This window comes from Ohtaekwangia koreensis (assembly GCF_900167975.1).
GTDB classification, from domain to species: Bacteria; Bacteroidota; Bacteroidia; order Cytophagales; family Cyclobacteriaceae; genus Ohtaekwangia; species Ohtaekwangia koreensis.
The window spans coordinates 5,001-21,098 of the sequence record NZ_FUZU01000001.1; the positions used below are offsets into that span (position 1 = coordinate 5,001).

The 16,098-nt window shown below is 36.9% G+C and carries 14 protein-coding genes and 2 rRNA genes (1 of these 16 cut by a window edge); 5 read left to right on the top strand and 11 right to left on the bottom strand.

Features of this window, described 5'->3' with window-relative positions:
- Positions 1–640, top strand: a 23S ribosomal RNA gene (locus B5Y40_RS00020); it begins 2,246 nt to the left of the window's first position.
- Positions 641–794: 154 nt separating this feature from the next.
- Positions 795–906, top strand: a 5S ribosomal RNA gene (rrf, locus tag B5Y40_RS00025).
- A 282-nt stretch (positions 907–1,188) separates the two neighbouring features.
- Here rrf and B5Y40_RS00030 read toward each other — a convergent pair.
- From B5Y40_RS00030 to B5Y40_RS00050, 5 genes are all read right to left on the bottom strand, one after another.
- A complete protein-coding gene (locus B5Y40_RS00030) occupies positions 1,189–1,608 on the bottom strand; it encodes a hypothetical protein (protein ID WP_079684667.1) in 420 nt (139 codons plus the stop codon).
- Between the two features lie 12 nt (positions 1,609–1,620).
- A complete protein-coding gene (locus B5Y40_RS00035) occupies positions 1,621–2,481 on the bottom strand; it encodes a 3-hydroxyacyl-CoA dehydrogenase NAD-binding domain-containing protein (RefSeq protein WP_079684668.1) in 861 nt (286 codons plus the stop codon).
- A complete protein-coding gene (gene pheS, locus B5Y40_RS00040; protein WP_079687028.1) occupies positions 2,478–3,518 on the bottom strand; it encodes a phenylalanine--tRNA ligase subunit alpha in 1,041 nt (346 codons plus the stop codon). The genes B5Y40_RS00035 and pheS overlap by 4 nt, the downstream gene beginning before the upstream one ends.
- Positions 3,519–3,575: 57 nt before the next feature.
- Positions 3,576–4,640, bottom strand: a complete 1,065-nt coding sequence (locus B5Y40_RS00045; protein WP_079684669.1) for a glycosyltransferase family 4 protein — start codon at positions 4,638–4,640, stop codon at positions 3,576–3,578.
- An 88-nt stretch (positions 4,641–4,728) separates the two neighbouring features.
- Positions 4,729–5,871 carry a DUF1972 domain-containing protein gene (locus B5Y40_RS00050; protein ID WP_079684670.1) on the bottom strand — a complete coding sequence of 381 codons (1,143 nt, stop codon included), beginning with the start codon at positions 5,869–5,871 and terminating at the stop codon, positions 4,729–4,731.
- Positions 5,872–5,918: 47 nt separating this feature from the next.
- Between B5Y40_RS00050 and B5Y40_RS00055 the strand changes: the two genes are divergently transcribed.
- Complete coding sequence (locus tag B5Y40_RS00055) at positions 5,919–7,199, top strand: O-antigen ligase family protein (protein ID WP_079684671.1); 1,281 nt, start codon at positions 5,919–5,921, stop codon at positions 7,197–7,199.
- A gap of 1 nt (position 7,200) precedes the next feature.
- Here B5Y40_RS00055 and B5Y40_RS00060 read toward each other — a convergent pair whose 3' ends face one another.
- Together B5Y40_RS00060 and B5Y40_RS00065 are read right to left on the bottom strand one after the other, a co-directional pair.
- Positions 7,201–8,319, bottom strand: coding sequence for a glycosyltransferase family 4 protein (locus tag B5Y40_RS00060; RefSeq protein WP_079684672.1), 1,119 nt, complete (start codon positions 8,317–8,319; stop codon positions 7,201–7,203).
- Between the two features lie 35 nt (positions 8,320–8,354).
- Complete coding sequence (locus B5Y40_RS00065; RefSeq protein ID WP_143785548.1) at positions 8,355–9,263, bottom strand: hypothetical protein; 909 nt, start codon at positions 9,261–9,263, stop codon at positions 8,355–8,357.
- Between the two features lie 411 nt (positions 9,264–9,674).
- Between B5Y40_RS00065 and B5Y40_RS00070 the strand changes: the two genes are divergently transcribed.
- Entirely contained in the window at positions 9,675–10,511 is an 837-nt protein-coding gene (locus tag B5Y40_RS00070; RefSeq protein WP_079684674.1) for a hypothetical protein, read from the top strand.
- Positions 10,512–10,520: 9 nt separating this feature from the next.
- Here B5Y40_RS00070 and B5Y40_RS00075 read toward each other — a convergent pair whose 3' ends face one another.
- The 3 genes from B5Y40_RS00075 to B5Y40_RS00085 all read right to left on the bottom strand — a co-directional run bounded on the left by B5Y40_RS00075 (position 10,521) and on the right by B5Y40_RS00085 (position 13,591).
- Positions 10,521–11,243: an FkbM family methyltransferase gene (locus tag B5Y40_RS00075; protein WP_159453567.1), complete on the bottom strand. Its 723-nt coding sequence runs from the start codon at positions 11,241–11,243 to the stop codon at positions 10,521–10,523.
- A gap of 89 nt (positions 11,244–11,332) precedes the next feature.
- Positions 11,333–12,352, bottom strand: coding sequence for a glycosyltransferase family 2 protein (locus tag B5Y40_RS00080; protein WP_079684676.1), 1,020 nt, complete (start codon positions 12,350–12,352; stop codon positions 11,333–11,335).
- Positions 12,353–12,397: 45 nt separating this feature from the next.
- Positions 12,398–13,591 (bottom strand): glycosyltransferase family 4 protein, encoded by a 1,194-nt coding sequence (locus B5Y40_RS00085; RefSeq protein ID WP_143785549.1) that lies wholly within the window; start codon positions 13,589–13,591, stop codon positions 12,398–12,400.
- A 129-nt stretch (positions 13,592–13,720) separates the two neighbouring features.
- Between B5Y40_RS00085 and B5Y40_RS00090 the strand changes: the two genes are divergently transcribed.
- Positions 13,721–14,611, top strand: coding sequence for a class I SAM-dependent methyltransferase (locus tag B5Y40_RS00090; RefSeq protein ID WP_079684678.1), 891 nt, complete (start codon positions 13,721–13,723; stop codon positions 14,609–14,611).
- A gap of 4 nt (positions 14,612–14,615) precedes the next feature.
- Here the strand turns inward: B5Y40_RS00090 and B5Y40_RS00095 are convergent, their stop codons facing one another.
- Positions 14,616–16,061, bottom strand: a complete 1,446-nt coding sequence (locus B5Y40_RS00095; protein WP_159453568.1) for a flippase — start codon at positions 16,059–16,061, stop codon at positions 14,616–14,618.
- Between the last annotated feature and the right edge of the window lie 37 nt (positions 16,062–16,098).

Below are 16,098 nucleotides of genomic sequence, written 5' to 3' on the forward strand. Positions count from 1 at the left end.
GACTGGGGTGGTCGCCTCCGAAAGTGTATCGGAGGCTTTCAAAGGTATGCTCAGTACGCTTGGTAACCGTATGTGGAGTGCAATAGCATAAGCATGCTTGACTGTGAGACTGACAAGTCGAGCAGGAACGAAAGTTGGATATAGTGATCCGGTGGTTCTGTATGGAAGGGCCATCGCTCAAAGGATAAAAGGTACGCTGGGGATAACAGGCTGATCTCCCCCAAGAGCTCACATCGACGGGGAGGTTTGGCACCTCGATGTCGGCTCGTCACATCCTGGGGCTGGAGAAGGTCCCAAGGGTTAGGCTGTTCGCCTATTAAAGTGGCACGCGAGCTGGGTTCAGAACGTCGTGAGACAGTTCGGTCCCTATCTGTGATGGGCGTAGGAAGTTTGAGAGGTCTTGACCTTAGTACGAGAGGACCGGGTTGAACCAACCGCTGGTGTACCGGTTGTGGCGTCAGCTGCATTGCCGGGTAGCTATGTTGGGACGAGATAAGCGCTGAAAGCATCTAAGCGCGAAACTCACCTCAAGATGAGACTTCCATTAAGGGACGTCAGAGATTATGACGTTGATAGGCTGCAGGTGTAAAGGCAGAAATGTCAAAGCTGAGCAGTACTAATTACCCGAACGCTTCAGGCCCCGGGTTCTAGCAATAGGATCCGGGGTAACAACGAAAAACAATCTTATGTGCTTGCTTTACATTACTAACTTTAATACTTCTACTCTTTTGCCAATACTGTCAAAGAAATATTGAAAGGGTTGCTTTTAGATAAGTGACGAACCTTTAAGATTTTAAGGTGACTATAGCGGTGGGGATCACCTCTTCCCATTCCGAACAGAGCAGTTAAGCCCGCCAGCGCTGATGGTACTGGGATAATACCTGGGAGAGTAAGTCGTTGCCTTTCTTTTACTAACTAAGCCTTTGGATAACCTCCAAAGGCTTTTTTTGTTTTACAACCTAGCCCACAAACATCATTCACTAAGCTCACATGAAGTAACCCGCAATAAATCTGGTAGAAACAAACTCATCCCTTGAGAATACCGGTCATATCCCTGTTTTAAGTCTAGACTATAGATCTACGGCCTACGGGAAATAAATCAATAGAATACTGGGCTAGATTGAAAGAACCAGAAATACTATACATCAGCGCTCTTCAAACAGAAAGAATAGTGGACTGACTAAATTATTACAAAACTACATCGGTAATTGTAAGTTCAGAACCGTTTAATGACGTTTCATATTTTCTCAACGGTCTCCATGCAACACCTCCTGTTACACTGCCATCAAACGCAAAATTAGAACCACAGCATGGGTCAGTCATATATAGACTTGATGAATGAATCTCGACTGTTGAGCAAGCATTGTTAGGTTGATAAGAACAATTGCGCTCAAAGGCATAGTATAAATTTGTATTTACTCTGTGAAGGATAATACCTTTTACTCCACCGTTATTTATATACTGATGTCCTGTCGTTCTTAATGTGTTGTACTCAGGAAGGTTTAGGTTGATAACTATATCTTGGAAACTAACAAAGGGAATTGCATCGTCACTTAAGTCAGAAGAGCATCCGAGAAAAACGAAAAAAAATATAATCCTCCAATACATGTTTTGAAACTCTTAAGTAGTATATGAATAAAAGCCCTTACCTGATTTTCTTCCAAGAAAACCAGCCTCGATTTTCTGTTGCTGAATTCTACTAGGTCTAAATTTAGTGTCCTGATGAAAGGCATTATACATGGACGATGTAACGGAATAATTTATATCAATCCCAATTAAATCCATTAATTCAAAAGGTCCCATTTTAAAGCCGGTCGATTTCATTAGTATATCAACGTTTTTAAAATCGGAAACATTGTCCTCAAGTAGGCGTAGAGATTCCGTATAAAAGTGACGTGCTACTCTATTCACTATAAATCCGGGAGAATCTTTAGTGAGGACAGCAGACTTTGAGATTTTAAGGCTAAAAGCTTTTAACGTATTTACCGTGGAGTCGTCAGTTGCAATGCCTCTGACTATTTCTACAAGTTTCATAACAGGTGCTGGATTAAAGAAATGCAGGCCAGCGAAGCGACTTGGGTATTTTAAAGCAGACGCTATTTGAGTAATTGAAATGGAGGATGTATTGCTGAGAAGTATGCAATCCTGTCCATTGATTTTCTCAAGCTCGGAAAATATTTTCTGCTTTATGTCGACTTTTTCTATTACAGCTTCGATGACTAAATCAACTTGGAGCATTCTAAAATCTCCTATTGCCTCAATTTTCGAGATTGTGCTATCTCTCCGATCGCTTGTTATTCTTCCTTTCTCAAGATTGAGCTCAAGGTTTTTCCGAATATTTGAGATGGCAGCCCTTGTAAGCTCCGGCTGTACATCGTAAAGCATGACAGTATAACCTGAAGAGGCACAAAGTTGAGCGATTCCCTGGCCCATAGTACCAGCGCCTATCACTGCTATCTTTTTTATGCCATCAATTGTCATGCAATATTGCTTGTGCGGAACTGACGAAGAAAACGTATATCATTTTCAGAATATAGTCTCAGGTCGTTTACTTGATAACGGAGTTGTGTAACACGTTCTATCCCCATTCCGAAAGCAAAGCCAGTGTATTCCTGAGGGTCTATACCGCAATTCTTAAGAACATTTGGATGAACCATTCCTGCTCCAGCAATTTCAACCCACCCACTTCGCTTGCAGACTACACATCCTTCTCCTTTACAAATAAGACACGTCACATCAATCTCAGCGCTTGGTTCTGTGAACGGAAAGAATGATGGTCTTAATCGTAGCTTTATGTCCTTGCCGTACATTTCCTTGGCAAAGTGAAACAGCGTCTGCTTTAGATCTGAGAAGCTAACATTCTTATCTACATACAGGCCTTCAACCTGATGAAAAAAGCAATGCGCTCTTGCTGATATGGCCTCGTTACGATAAACTCGGCCAGGCATAATAGCCCGTATAGGAGGTTTTTGAGATTTCATCAATCTGATCTGTACGTTCGAGGTATGTGTTCTAAGAAGTACATCTTGTGAGTCACGCCCACTTTTCTTCTCGATGAAAAATGTGTCCTGCATTTCTCTTGCAGGGTGATTTTCAGGGAAATTAAGTGCGGAGAAATTGTGCCAATCATCTTCAATTTCTGGTCCATCGGCTACATTGAATCCTAATCTTTCAAAAATCTCAATGATCCTATATCTTGTTAATGATAGTGGATGAAGATTCCCGGTTATGTTAGGTATGCCTGGGAGAGTTAAATCAATATCGACATTAGAGGATGCGGTAGCTTCCAGTTGTTCACTTAATACAAGAAGTTTTGCTTCGGCTGCTTGCTTGAGTTCATTTAATATTTTACCAACGATTTTCTTTTCTTCGTTTGGTATCTGTTTCAATTCCTCAAAGAGGTCACCAACAACTCCTTTGCGACTAACATACCGGAGCCTGAAAGTTTCTAAACCTTGTTTATCATTTGCTGAAAAAGCTTCTACTTCTTGAAGAAGCGATTTAATTTTCTCTTGCATGGGCATCATTTGAACGACACCAAAAATACAATATAGAGATGTATTGCCCTAACGGGTTTACTCTTCCAGTTCTTTAGGTGATAGTCTTCCGAGGATCAGACGATCCAGCGTTACACTAAGTACGAAGGAAAGTACTAAGACACCGGTTAAGATATAGCGCTCTGAAAAATTATGAAAAAGCAGCGCTAGAGAAATGTAAAATATATGAGCACCACCAAGTACTAATGTAGTTTGACTGTGTGTCATTCCCAGTCTCATGATAGCGTGATGAATGTGGCTTTTATCAGGCTTAAAAGGAGACTGCCTCTTTAGTAATCTTAAGAGCACTATGCGTAAAGTGTCGACTAACGGAATGATGATAAAACAAGCTGCAGTGCCGATCGAAGCATTAAACCGATACGGAAAATGCTCTGGCAAATTATAGTTCAGGTCAATAAAACGAATTGTAAGCATAGCTAACATCATCCCAATTACAAGAGCACCTGTGTCTCCCATAAAAACCTCGGAAGGCTCCCAATTAAAAATAAGGAAAGCGAAGATTGCGCCCACCATGGAAAATGACAAAACTGAAAAAATAAAGTCATCGATCAGGAAAAACCAGATACCAAAGGCTATCAACGAAAGCGTTGCAATAGTTCCAGCAAGCCCATCAAGCCCATCAATTAAGTTAAAGGAATTTGTTATAACGATGATTGTGAAATAGGTGAGGATGTAGCTAATTATATCGGGCAGCTCATAGACTCCGAATAAACCGTAAAAAGATTTTATTCTAAGATCAAACAAAAAAATCAAAAGTGATGCAGCCATAATTTGGCCCATAAGCTTGATCATCCAGCGTAAAGGAACAAGGTCATCACGTACACCGATAAAAAAAATAACAGACAGAGCAACCATAATAAACTTGATGGTTCCCCAACTCTGAATGTCAATCCATATTAAAGAGGAAATGAAAAAACCAATAAAGATTGCAATTCCACCCATGGATGGAGTTACTTTTTTATGGATTTTCCTTCTACCTGGAATATCAACCAGATTTTTTTGCAATGAGTACTTGATGATCACCGGAACGATCAAAAAAGCGATAACAAAAGAAGTTGTAGCAGCAGCAAGCTGAATGGCCATAAAGCACAAAAGAAGTTCGTAAAACTAATGTAAAACCTTAATTAATTTAACATTAATATGTCAATTCGTTTAAAGATCATTCGGTGGTTCAAGCCTGGATGGAATCGTTTGATTTCTGTATACTCTCCAGACTTGCTAAAAAAAGATTCTCATGAGAATCGATGATTGTTTCCCAGTTATATTTTTGATGAATGAGGTCAATATTTCTTTTTGTGAAAACTTCGTATTTGTCATCTCTTTCCTTTTGAATTTTTAAAATTTTATCGGCTAAATCATTCTCATCAGAAAAAAACAAGGCGTTATTTTCGAGAACCGAACGATTAAACTCGTTATCATGAGCGACTATAAAGCTCTCATCAGCCATAGCCTCAAGGAGAGAAGGATTGGTACCTCCAACTGAATGTCCATGGAAATACGCTTTACAATAAAAACGAAGTGAATCAAGAATCTTCTTATCATAAATACTCCCGAGGAATACAATTCTCGAATGCAAAACTTTATATTTCAATAATTGCTTCGCGTGCTTCGTCTTCAATCCACCAACTATTGCTAGTGTTCTATTAGATTGGGATTGTATAAAAGCCTTTATTATAACTTCTATATTATTCTCTGGCTCAAGTCGTGCAATTACAAGAAAGTAATTATTTTGTTCTAACCCTGTAGAACCAAGCAGTGATAGATCATGATGAACAATTAGGTCAGCCCCGTAAGGGATAAAATATGAGTTCTTATTGTAGGCTTTGAGAAGATAATTTTGAATGCCAATGTTGTCCGAGATAAGAACGTGAGATTGGCTCACGGCGAGCTTTTCAGATCTTTTCGTTAGTTTCTGAACCAGCTTATTCCACTTATTTCTTTTCCATTCAAGTCCATCCATGTTTGTAAAAACAAGAGGCCTTCTTTTTTTTGATTTGAAATACTGTAATGAAGGAGCACAGCTGGCATAACCAGCCTCGAAGATTATATCAAAATCATTATGTGTGTACGCATCAGAAAGACAAAGATGGTCGTAGATAAAGTGAGCTCCTCCTCCTAGAATATTTTCGGGACAGAATACATGTTTTATTTTTACTCCTTTAAAGTCCTTGTCTTTATATGGATGAAAATGTGGTGAGTAGACAGTGACTTCATGTCCCCTTTCAACTAATCCTACTGATAGATACTCAGCAAATTGTTCGAATCCTCCGTATTGATTTGGTATTCCCTTAGTACCTAATATCGCAATCTTCAAGTTTTGTAATTTTAGACAAGTTTAGTGTATTGCAAATAAAATCAAAAATGACGCTTCAAACGACTTTAACAGGACGCCTCAGAGGTAGATGGGATTTTTTAATAATCCTGACGATCAAGTTGGCGATCATCGGAATGTTTTTGCCAATAAAGATAAGTAACTTTATAATGTTTCTCCTCTTGGCATTGGTACTCTTAATTGGAAAATACTCTGATGCCTGGTCTCGTTTGAAGAGAAGCATTCTCCCGTATTTTCTTTTATACTACGCAATTCATATTGTTGGGATACTATATAGTGAAAATCATTTCGCTGCAATTAAAGAATTAGATAAAAAAATACCATTCCTGATATTGCCTGTTGTCTTCAGTTTAATAGATCCAAAACTTCTCCTAAAGGAGAGGGTAAATATTCTATTATTTTTTGCGAGGCTCACCATTATCGTATCTATAGCACTAGGGATATACTCATTCATTCGCTATTGGCAGACTAAGGACATCAACGTGTTTTTCTATACAGGGTTTACAGATCTCATTAAGTTTCATCCAGTTTACTTAGCTGGTTATTTAATTTTTGCAACCATTATACTTTTAGTGATACCGAAAGAAAGAGTGGCAAAATGGAGTGTAATTCGAGACGGTGGTATAATAATATTTTCTTTTTTTATGCTGATTTTGATTTCATCCAAAACCGCGTTATTCATATTTCTTGTTTTGATTGGTTATATACTCCTTGAAAGAATAACCTCTATTCATTGGAGTAGTAAAATCCTGATTTGTGTAGGTTTTCTTATGATGAGTGGAGTAGTGATTTATAGCTTCCCTGTAACACGCGCAAGAATTCAAGATTCATTAAATTCAAATTGGTCGGGAATCCTGGATGATGAGTATACCCAGAAAGCATCAACTTATACAGGGGCAACGTTGCGATTTTCTTTTTGGAAAGTTACAGCCAAGGAAATATATAGTGATAATAAAGTGTTGGAGGGGGTTGGTACGGGAGATCAAACCGATTACCTAAATAAAGTATATGATAAGTACGGTTTGTTAAATGTTGGCTATGTCAACTACAACCTACATAATGTCTTGATGGAAGTTATATTGGAATTTGGGTTAATTGGTTTTGCCTTTTTCACTGCTTTGATTCTTAAGGCATCACATCTGGCAAAGATCTACGGAGATAATATTCTTGCGTGTTTACTTGTCATTTTTATTCTATTGGGTATGACAGAATCCTTATGGAATATCAATAAAGGTATCTTCTTCTTTACCTTTTTCTTTTGTTTCCTGTGCTGCTCGTTACCAACTAAATCGACCTATCTTGATAAATAGATTATTTAGAGAATAGATTGAGTATATCTGACGAGAAATTTGAAGCAATCACCTTCCAATTGTAGTTCTCAAGGATAAATTTAGATAGATGCTCTCTTCTGAGAACATCGTCTTCCTTTAGCTTTGCCGCCATCTTCAACGATAATGTTTCAATATCTAAGGGAGGAAAAAGATCATTTCCGAAAAACGAAAAATCTGACATCGCCGTAGAATTTGAACATAAAGTTTTTGTTTTTAAAGCTGCTGCCTCTAATGGAGGTATTCCGAAACCTTCTGCAATAGAAGGGTAAACAAAAAGAGCTGCATTTCTATAGAAGCTCAGTAGCTCCTCAAAGGGTATATTTTTTAGCTGGACGATGTTTTGTTTAAGGCTTTCAGGAAGTTCGTTCAGATAGTGATCAAGCTCCTTTACGGCAATATCTTCACGCCCTATTAAGACAAGCTTAGTATCAGCATCCCATATTTTATTTTCTACGTATGCTTTAACAAGCGAGATGTGATTTTTTCTGGGCTCTATTCTACTTACGTATAGGATGTATTTTTTTAGATTATACCTACTCTTTATATCCGGTAAGGGCGCTTCACTAAAATCTCTGAAAAAATCTTGCGACACTCCATTAGGAGTCAAAATGATTTTATTCTTTGGTATATAATAGTGTTTGATAATAGCATTTGAAGAATAATTAGATACAGTAGTGACAAGGTCTGATCGTTTAGCTGATCGCTTAAATAAGAAATTTTTTACTGTACGATAATGCCAAGGGAACAGATTTGTAAAGTCAAGGAATAATAAGTCATGAATTGTTACTATCTCTTTCGTGTTTTTAATTAAAGGAGAGACGTATTGATAGTGCGCTATATCTATTTTGTGTTTTCTTATCAGGTTAGGTATGTCAATTGCAAGCCTATAGTATTTGGAATGAGAGTTGTATTTTAGATAATGAATTTTGTCAGAGTAGTTGAACTCTTTTTTTAGAAGCTCAACGTCAACTGCCGACATATAAAGTTCAAACCTGTCGTCATTGGCTATTTCAGTATATAGGCCTTTTATAAAGACACAAGTACTTTGAAACGGATCGTCAAACCAATGTGCGTCAACAAATAATTTTATTTTCCTCATTTTTATCTCAGAGATAACTTGTCGTGATTATTTAGTTAGAATTTTCGGGAAGTGGATTCTGTATGCTTACGTTTCTTGTAGAATTTCAGAAGTGCGAAACAGGTAATGGTAAACCAGAATAACTGAGTGTTAAAATTCGCATTTGTCAACATTAGAAAGATTACAAACGACTCAAAGGATATGAATTTTGGTAGAACTTCCGATCTCAAAAAGACCAGAAAAATAAAGCCGAATATGAGTCCGTAGTCATAAATGAATTGCGGCATGAACCCTCCCTGGAATGTATCCATAGGTACATCGAATAACAGAGGTATTAAGAAATTTTCTGATTGTCCCGCTCCAAAACCCAGGTAACTGTAGAAATCAAAAAAGTTAAATTTTGAAACGTAAAAATAAGAAGGCAGAATCCTGAATGATGCACTATAGTCTACAGAACCTATATTCTCCAGATTGGAAAGATTTACGTTTGCTATGAGGTTAAAGACTCTTTCCGCGGCAGGTTGTTTCATTACTGCTGCAATCAAGAAAATTATTACGCCTATAAAAATGATAAAAATAGAGTTTCGAAGCGTAGTCTTTGAAATTATAAGGACAGCCATCAGGATAACTCCGTATGCACTCTGAAAAAACAAAAGCATGTAGAGCAGGATAAACCAAATTAGAATGTTGCCTTTCTTAGAAAGTTTCGTTTGTGAACTTTCGATGTAAGCATAGAAAAGAACAACTACAATAAATGCAGCATACGAAGGTTCTGTGGATAATGAGTAGTAGCGGAATCCGCGTCCCGCTTCGTATAGCGTACCTAGCCAATCGTGCGTTATACCCGTGGTGATATTACTGCCTCTGAAGTATCCCAATTTAACATAAATCTGCCCTGCCAAAAGAACGATAAAATAAGCACACAGAGTGACCAGAAGAATGCCATTAAAGTCTTTAACACTCATTCTTTGTTTAAAGAAAGATATAAAGATGTAATAAGCGAATAAAAAGAAAAGCGAATAGATAAATGAGTTGAACTCAGATTGTGAAATGTTTAAGCAAAAGCTAAACGCTAAATAAAGAGGAAGTACAAAAAACGAATAACCTATAGTAAGGGGGAATTTCTTGTTTGTTATAAGAAGATAGCCGGCTCCAAGAAATGTCCAGGCTATAAACACAAAATTCTTGCCTTCATACGTAAAGGGCCCAAATACTGTTGCCAGCAGGAAAAAGTATACGCTCAGAATTAAAAATGATACCGACCGTTTCTTGATGAGAAGGTATTTTCCTGGCAGAAGTTGGGAGTCGCTATTTCCAATTGATGTTGTAATCAATGTCTTATTGGATATTTTTGTCTCCAAATATACTTAGACTTTATGAAGAATAATCAGTATGACGTTTGTGTTGCATACCGAATATACCCACGTGTGTCGAAGGTTCCATTCATACATCAGGATAACAAGTTCAAGCTAGCTCAGGTGGGCGTTGAGACGTTTAAAGCATCGCTTGGAACATTAAAGGCTAAGGTTTTTTTTATTCTGGATAACTGCCCGTCCGAATATGAAACAATGATTCTTGAATATTTCAATAAGGAAGATATTGAGTTCGTTCGGTGCAATGCTGAGGGTAACCTCGCCACATTTGGCAGGCAGCTTGATATTTTATTGACTCAAAGCCTTTCTGAAGTAGTATATTTTGCCGAGGATGATTATGTGTATAGAGAGGATGTGATGAACAATGCTATTTCTTTATTGAATAATAGGTCTGCGCATTTTGTCACTTTATATGATCATTTGGATTCGTACACTTTGGATATACACACAATGCATCGATATAAAATTCTTTTGCATGAGAACGTTCATTGGCGTACCTCCGCCTCAACGTGCCTAACCTTTTTAACTACTAAAGAAACGCTACGGAAGACAGAGAAAGTGCTTCGTAGTTATTGTTATGGTAATTGGGATAGTAGTTTGTGGTTCGCCTTGACTAAGTTCAATGTCTTTGATTTTTTGTTTGCAATTAAGATGTTGATTAAGGATAGGTTCTATTTCAAAATGCTTTTATTAAGTTGGATAAAGGGATGGCCGCAGATAGTTTTCGGTAAAAAATATATACTTGCGCAGCCTATACCTTCCATGGCAACGCATATGGAAAAAGTCGCTATTGCGCCTGGGGTAGATTGGCAAAAGATTGTTAATGCTATTGATGTATAGAAGGACGTGTTACGATTTCCAGAAGTGAATCATTACCGGCTTTCCCTCTTCATGAAAAACTCCCTTCACGTAGTGATTATATTCTGGTACAATGCTTTTTATAAAGTCAATTATTTCTGACGCTATATTCTCCCTGTGGTAGCATGTTATAACGATCTTGGGTTTATTCTTTTTAATGGTACCAATCGCTCCTTTTAGCATTTCGAGTTCATGCCCTTCGATATCTGCTTTTAGGTAGGTTATAGGTGTATCACCAATTATTTTATCAACCGTTGTTATTGATTTTTGAACGCTTTCATTGTCGCTTAAATCCACCTTTCCACTCAGCGAAGTTTGATTGAAAGCAATGGTTCCCTCTGCACTTCCCACAGCGACATTATAGATAGTTGTTTTTTTATCAAATGGCTGGAAAGTTGTTTTAAGAGCTTTTGCAAAATGGTCATTCGGCTCTATCATAATTATTTGGTTGCATTTGTCTGCAACACTCAACGCAAATAAGCCCTCCGCGGCACCTACATCGAGGAGGATTTCATTATGCTCAATGATGGTATTTTTCTTTTGATAATAATGCCAGTCATCGTTGTCAAAAGTTTCACTGGTTACTTGATAAATTCCGTCAATCGAATATTCCTTTGGCCAGTATAGGGGATACTCAATGACGTTAAAATTTATTTTGTAGAGTGATTTCGCAAGAGATATGTCTTTGATAAAGCGAGATGCGACAGCCTTCACTTTAGGTTTTATCGTAAATCGAATAAGTTCAATGAGGCTTACATTGTTATGTGATTTAAATAGCCAATAAAATATAATACGTAATCTTCTCATTTATTTGAATATTGGGTCTCTTTAAAATGCTTTTTGGGGCTATATATAATTTTAAACAACATTATAATTCTAGAGTATTGACCTAAGATTATTCTGTTAATAATAAATTTAGAAAATGCAGGGTATAGTGTAATATAGGCATATCTGAAAAATCTCTTAGTAATAAGAATTCGATTTCGAACAGAATAATAGTCGGCCAATAATGAAGAACCGCTCTTTTGTTTTTTATTAATAGAGGAGCCCATTTTGTGATAGACTTTGCTCTTAGAACAATACCCCATATCCCAATTTTTTCTTTTACCGCGGATGGCCCAATCAAGCTCTTCGTAGTACAAAAAATAGTCTTCCTCCATCAAGCCAACGTCAACTAGGAATTTCTTTTGTATGAACATGGCTGCACCAATTACATAATCCATACTAAAATTCTTCGAGTCCCATTGATTGTTGTCCTGCTGCAAATACCCTATCTCACTAACCTTACCAAACCATTGGTTGTATCTCCCTCCAACTCCCTGAAGGGTTGAGGGATCTTGATATAGAAGCAGTTTACTTCCCCAGATACCCACTTTATTATCTCTAAGTGCACAGTTTAATAATTGTAAAAGGGAATCAGGTTCAATAACGGTGTCATTATTAAGCAACCAAAAAAAATCGAATTTTTGTCTTAAGGAATGTTTCAGTGCTACATTATTTGCTGCTGCAAATCCTCTATTAGAAGATTTTATAATAGTTATCGGTTCTTCAAATTGAATGTCGGTGTCGGACTCATTACCAACATGAAAAGCTATAGGCTTTTGAATGACAGGATAGGTTAAATGAGAGTACTGTGTGTAAATACTTGTTATCTTACCGAGTGCCCAATTAGTTATATATTCAATAGAAACTTCGTCTTCGGAATTATCTATAATAGCGACTTTAAAGTCTGCACCCTTTAGCTTGAAAATGCTTTCGAGACACTCAACTGTATCGAGATGACCTTTATAATTAACCAGTATTATAAGAACATGATTTGCCACAAATTAGCGGTAAGTGTATTTAGTGTTGTGTTGAAACAAATAGCTTTATTTCAGGCTATCAATTACTGCATTAAACACTTTGGCTGAGGCCTCCCAGGTTCTATTCTGAATTGCTTGTTGGCCATTCTGAACAACTTTATTTAGTAAATCCTGATGGTCTATATAGTAATTAATCTGTGCACAAAAATCCTGAGGACTCGTGTCAACAAGAATTAATTCTTCACTCTTGAAAAAAGAAGGAGCACTGCCATCTTTAAACTCAATAACGGGTAACCCGCTAGCCATCATTTCAAAAGTTACATAGGAGATGTTCGTGTAAGACGCTACTATTCCTATTTGGCATTTTCTATAGAGCTCCTGCAATTTGTCATGTTTGAGCATGCCAACTGATTTGACAAACGGCATCCCCAGTGATATGTCTGTTCCAAATATCCAGCAATTTAGATCAATCCCTCTTTTTTGCATTTCCTTATTTAAAAGAATCAGGCATTGAGGTATTAAATCAGGAGCCCGTTTTGGTTCAAGTTTAATGAAGATAGCGAGATCTAATTTTTTATCAATTTTAATTTCCCTATTTGCTACTTCATAAACTTTAGTTTCAATAGGGAACTCGATCGTATCCACAGTAACATTTGCGAAATTATCTCTGATCTTTTGTGCATTCCATGCTCCTAAGCTTATCATATGAAATCCAAATTCATAAGTTCGCCTACACAGAAAGTATAGATCTCCCAAAGAATAAAATGAAGGCTCAAAATCTTGAATAAAGTACATTTTGTAGCCGAATGTTTGATCGTACTGCTTTAGAATATAAGCGGTATCCCAGAGCGTGCAGATGCCGATATCAAAAACCTCTTGAATAGAGTCAAGCGTAACTATATTTCCTTTATACGACTCAAAATTAATTCTTGCATTGTTTTTAGATTCTGCAACGGGAGAGTTGGAACAATCAATATATGTAACTGTATGTCCGAAGTCACTGAGGTATGTCCCCAATCTAAAGATTCCTGTTATACCTCCGCTATAGGCGGGCAATCCTGGTAGTAAGAAGGCTATGGTATAGGACTTTTTTTTATTTATTTTTTGGCTGATCTTATGCTTAGGATCAAAATTCTGTAAGAACGAATATCTTTTTTTTGACTCTTCTGTCTTTGACCGGTGATAAAACGTCCTTAATAATTTTCTAAGCATAACCCTCAAATGGCTGTTTCCTGCACAATTATAGTATTTTTGGTTCAATTGAAAATTTTTAATTTGGGTTTACTTCGGGAGGACATTAAAAAGAATTACTCCACTTCTTTGCAAAGCTGGGTGAGAAGAAGAATTGGATTTTAACGTAGATTTTAAACTCTATAAACTCTTTCATACATGGCGTTTGATTTTAACATGACTCGTTTGCTTCTACACGAATGGCGTTCGTCAGGCATTGAATTCGGAGATACCGCATGTTTGGGCCGGCAAGGTCTTCATGTTTCATCCACTCGTCTTCAGCGGAACCTGGATGAGGTTGGATTAAAGCATATCAGCTCGGAAGCAATTTTAAAAGAAGGTAATGGTTATTGGGAACCGCTTATTAGATGTTTAGGTGGTAAAGCAACTGATTCAATTGATATATCAGATTATGAAGGAGCTTCCGTGTTGCTTGACTTAAACTCGCCTATATCAGATTCATACAAAAACAAGTACGATACAGTAATAGACTCGGGGACCTTGGAGCACGTTTTTAATTTTCCTGTGGCGATAAAGAATTGTATGGAACTTGTGAAGCTTAATGGGAGAATGATTATGATCACTCCGTCAAATAATTTTATGGGACATGGCTTCTATCAATTTAGTCCGGAATTATTTTTCAGAGTTTTCTCCGCGGAGAACGGCTTCAAAATAGATAATATACTTTTGTTTGAAGATCATTATATAGCTAAATGGTACTCCGTAAAAGATCCTGCTGAAGTATCGCAGCGTGTAGAACTTGTAAATGGTGTCCCGTCATACTTGTTTATTGTTGCTCGTAAAGTTGCCGAAAAAGAAATATTTTCAATAGTTCCGAATCAAAGCGATTATCAGCAGATATCGTGGCAGCAGAAGAGCCTTTCTCCATACGAGATTATGCAAAAAAGTAGAGAGAAGTTTTCTTTAGCCCGATTAGTGCCATACCAAGTCAAGAAAATTCTATCTCAGGCACTTAATATATATAAGGTACTACGGGTAGGAATTTTTGGTCCAAGATTAAGGAGGGACTTCTTTAGAAGGATCAAATAGATTATTAATTCTTCTTTAAAAGCATAGTTCTTAAGAAGGTTAACAATTCATCGACAAAATAATGTCTGAAGAATAATACTTGTAGCCCTACATAAACGGACGAACAGCTTATCAGAGAGTATAGCAAGATACTAATGTGATCTTCTGTCATTTCCCTTATGAAGTGTATTAAAGGAAAAAACAAGAGCGAGAATAATATACATCCGAGAAAGTATTTCCAGGGCAAGCTTAGTTTAATTATATCCTTGGCAAAGTAAAAGGTGATTGCTGTTAAGATCAGTTCTGTAAGCAGAGTAGCTGTGGACGAACCTAAATAACCATAGCTCTTTGCTAAAATCAAATTCAGGAATAGTGATAGTGCGGTTCCAGTTAAGAAGATTTTTAACAGTTCTTTTTCTCTTGCATAGGGAAGCAGAAGCTGGATACCAAACACATTACTCAATCCCATTAAAATAATAATGGGAGACAATATTTGCGAGGCTTTGATAGATTGTTCAAAATCATTTCCTGCCAGGATGAAAATTAGTTCTGGGGATAAAAGATAAAGGCCGGCTGCCAAAGGGACAGTTAGGAAAATTGTAAACAACAAAGACTTCCGCAACACAGACTCTATTTGATCAGTATCATTTAAAGCAATCAGGTTGGATATTCTTGGTACAAGTACATTTCCAACAGAAGCAATGACCATGCAAATCATTTTGTTCAATTTTATAGCTGTGGCATAAAATCCTACAGCTTTATAATTAGAAACAAATCCTAACACCAGACTATCCATCATTGAGTAAAAATGTATAAATGCTCCGCTGAAGAACACTGTGAATAATGGCGGAAGGTGTCTTTTTATATTAACCTCTTTAAAAGAAATCGTAGTGATTCTGCTTATGTTGGCTATATTAATTACAGCATTTAATAAAAAAGCAAGTGTGTTAAGGCTTTGGTAAATTATATAGTCACCTTCATCTTTCACCAGGACAAACATTAATACAATAGGGATCAATTTTGTGATCATTGATCGCAGTGCAATTAGTTTGAATTTCTCTATTCCGATAAGAAACCATTCAAAGGAGACAAGATTGATAAGGATATTAGCACCAAACAATAAATTAATTCCAAGTTGTTCGTGAAGTGAAGGAATGGTAAATATTGAAATGGTGTAAAACGCTAGGCACAGGAGTGATGATATCAAATGAATGATACTTATCTCTGTGAAAGTTTTATTAAGAAGATGTGGTTTATGTTTGATTTTTGCTATTTCACGAACACCATACAATGGAATTCCCAGTGCAGCAAGGACCACAAAATAATTTGAGTAATTTTCAGAGAAATTTAGTATTCCAATTTTATCAGGACCAAGTACCCTGGAAATATAGGGGTAAGTAATTATGGGAAAAAAGAACCTGGAGAAGGTAAGTGTAAGACTATATAGTACGTTTTTCTTTAATTGGCTCACGTTGTGATCTGTACATTTGCGTATATTATAAGGGGCT

Bases quoted from the DNA above. Each gene is read 5' to 3' on its own strand.
- B5Y40_RS00030 (WP_079684667.1), bottom strand. From the start codon at position 1,608: ATGTATTGGAGGATTATATTTTTTTTCGTTTTTCTCGGATGCTCTTCT.
- B5Y40_RS00035 (WP_079684668.1), bottom strand. From the start codon at position 2,481: ATGACAATTGATGGCATAAAAAAGATAGCAGTGATAGGCGCTGGTACT.
- pheS (WP_079687028.1), bottom strand. From the start codon at position 3,518: ATGCAAGAGAAAATTAAATCGCTTCTTCAAGAAGTAGAAGCTTTTTCA.
- B5Y40_RS00045 (WP_079684669.1), bottom strand. From the start codon at position 4,640: ATGGCCATTCAGCTTGCTGCTGCTACAACTTCTTTTGTTATCGCTTTT.
- B5Y40_RS00055 (WP_079684671.1), top strand. From the start codon at position 5,919: ATGACGCTTCAAACGACTTTAACAGGACGCCTCAGAGGTAGATGGGAT.
- B5Y40_RS00060 (WP_079684672.1), bottom strand. From the start codon at position 8,319: ATGAGGAAAATAAAATTATTTGTTGACGCACATTGGTTTGACGATCCG.
- B5Y40_RS00065 (WP_143785548.1), bottom strand. From the start codon at position 9,263: ATGAGTGTTAAAGACTTTAATGGCATTCTTCTGGTCACTCTGTGTGCT.
- B5Y40_RS00070 (WP_079684674.1), top strand. From the start codon at position 9,675: ATGAAGAATAATCAGTATGACGTTTGTGTTGCATACCGAATATACCCA.
- B5Y40_RS00090 (WP_079684678.1), top strand. From the start codon at position 13,721: ATGGCGTTTGATTTTAACATGACTCGTTTGCTTCTACACGAATGGCGT.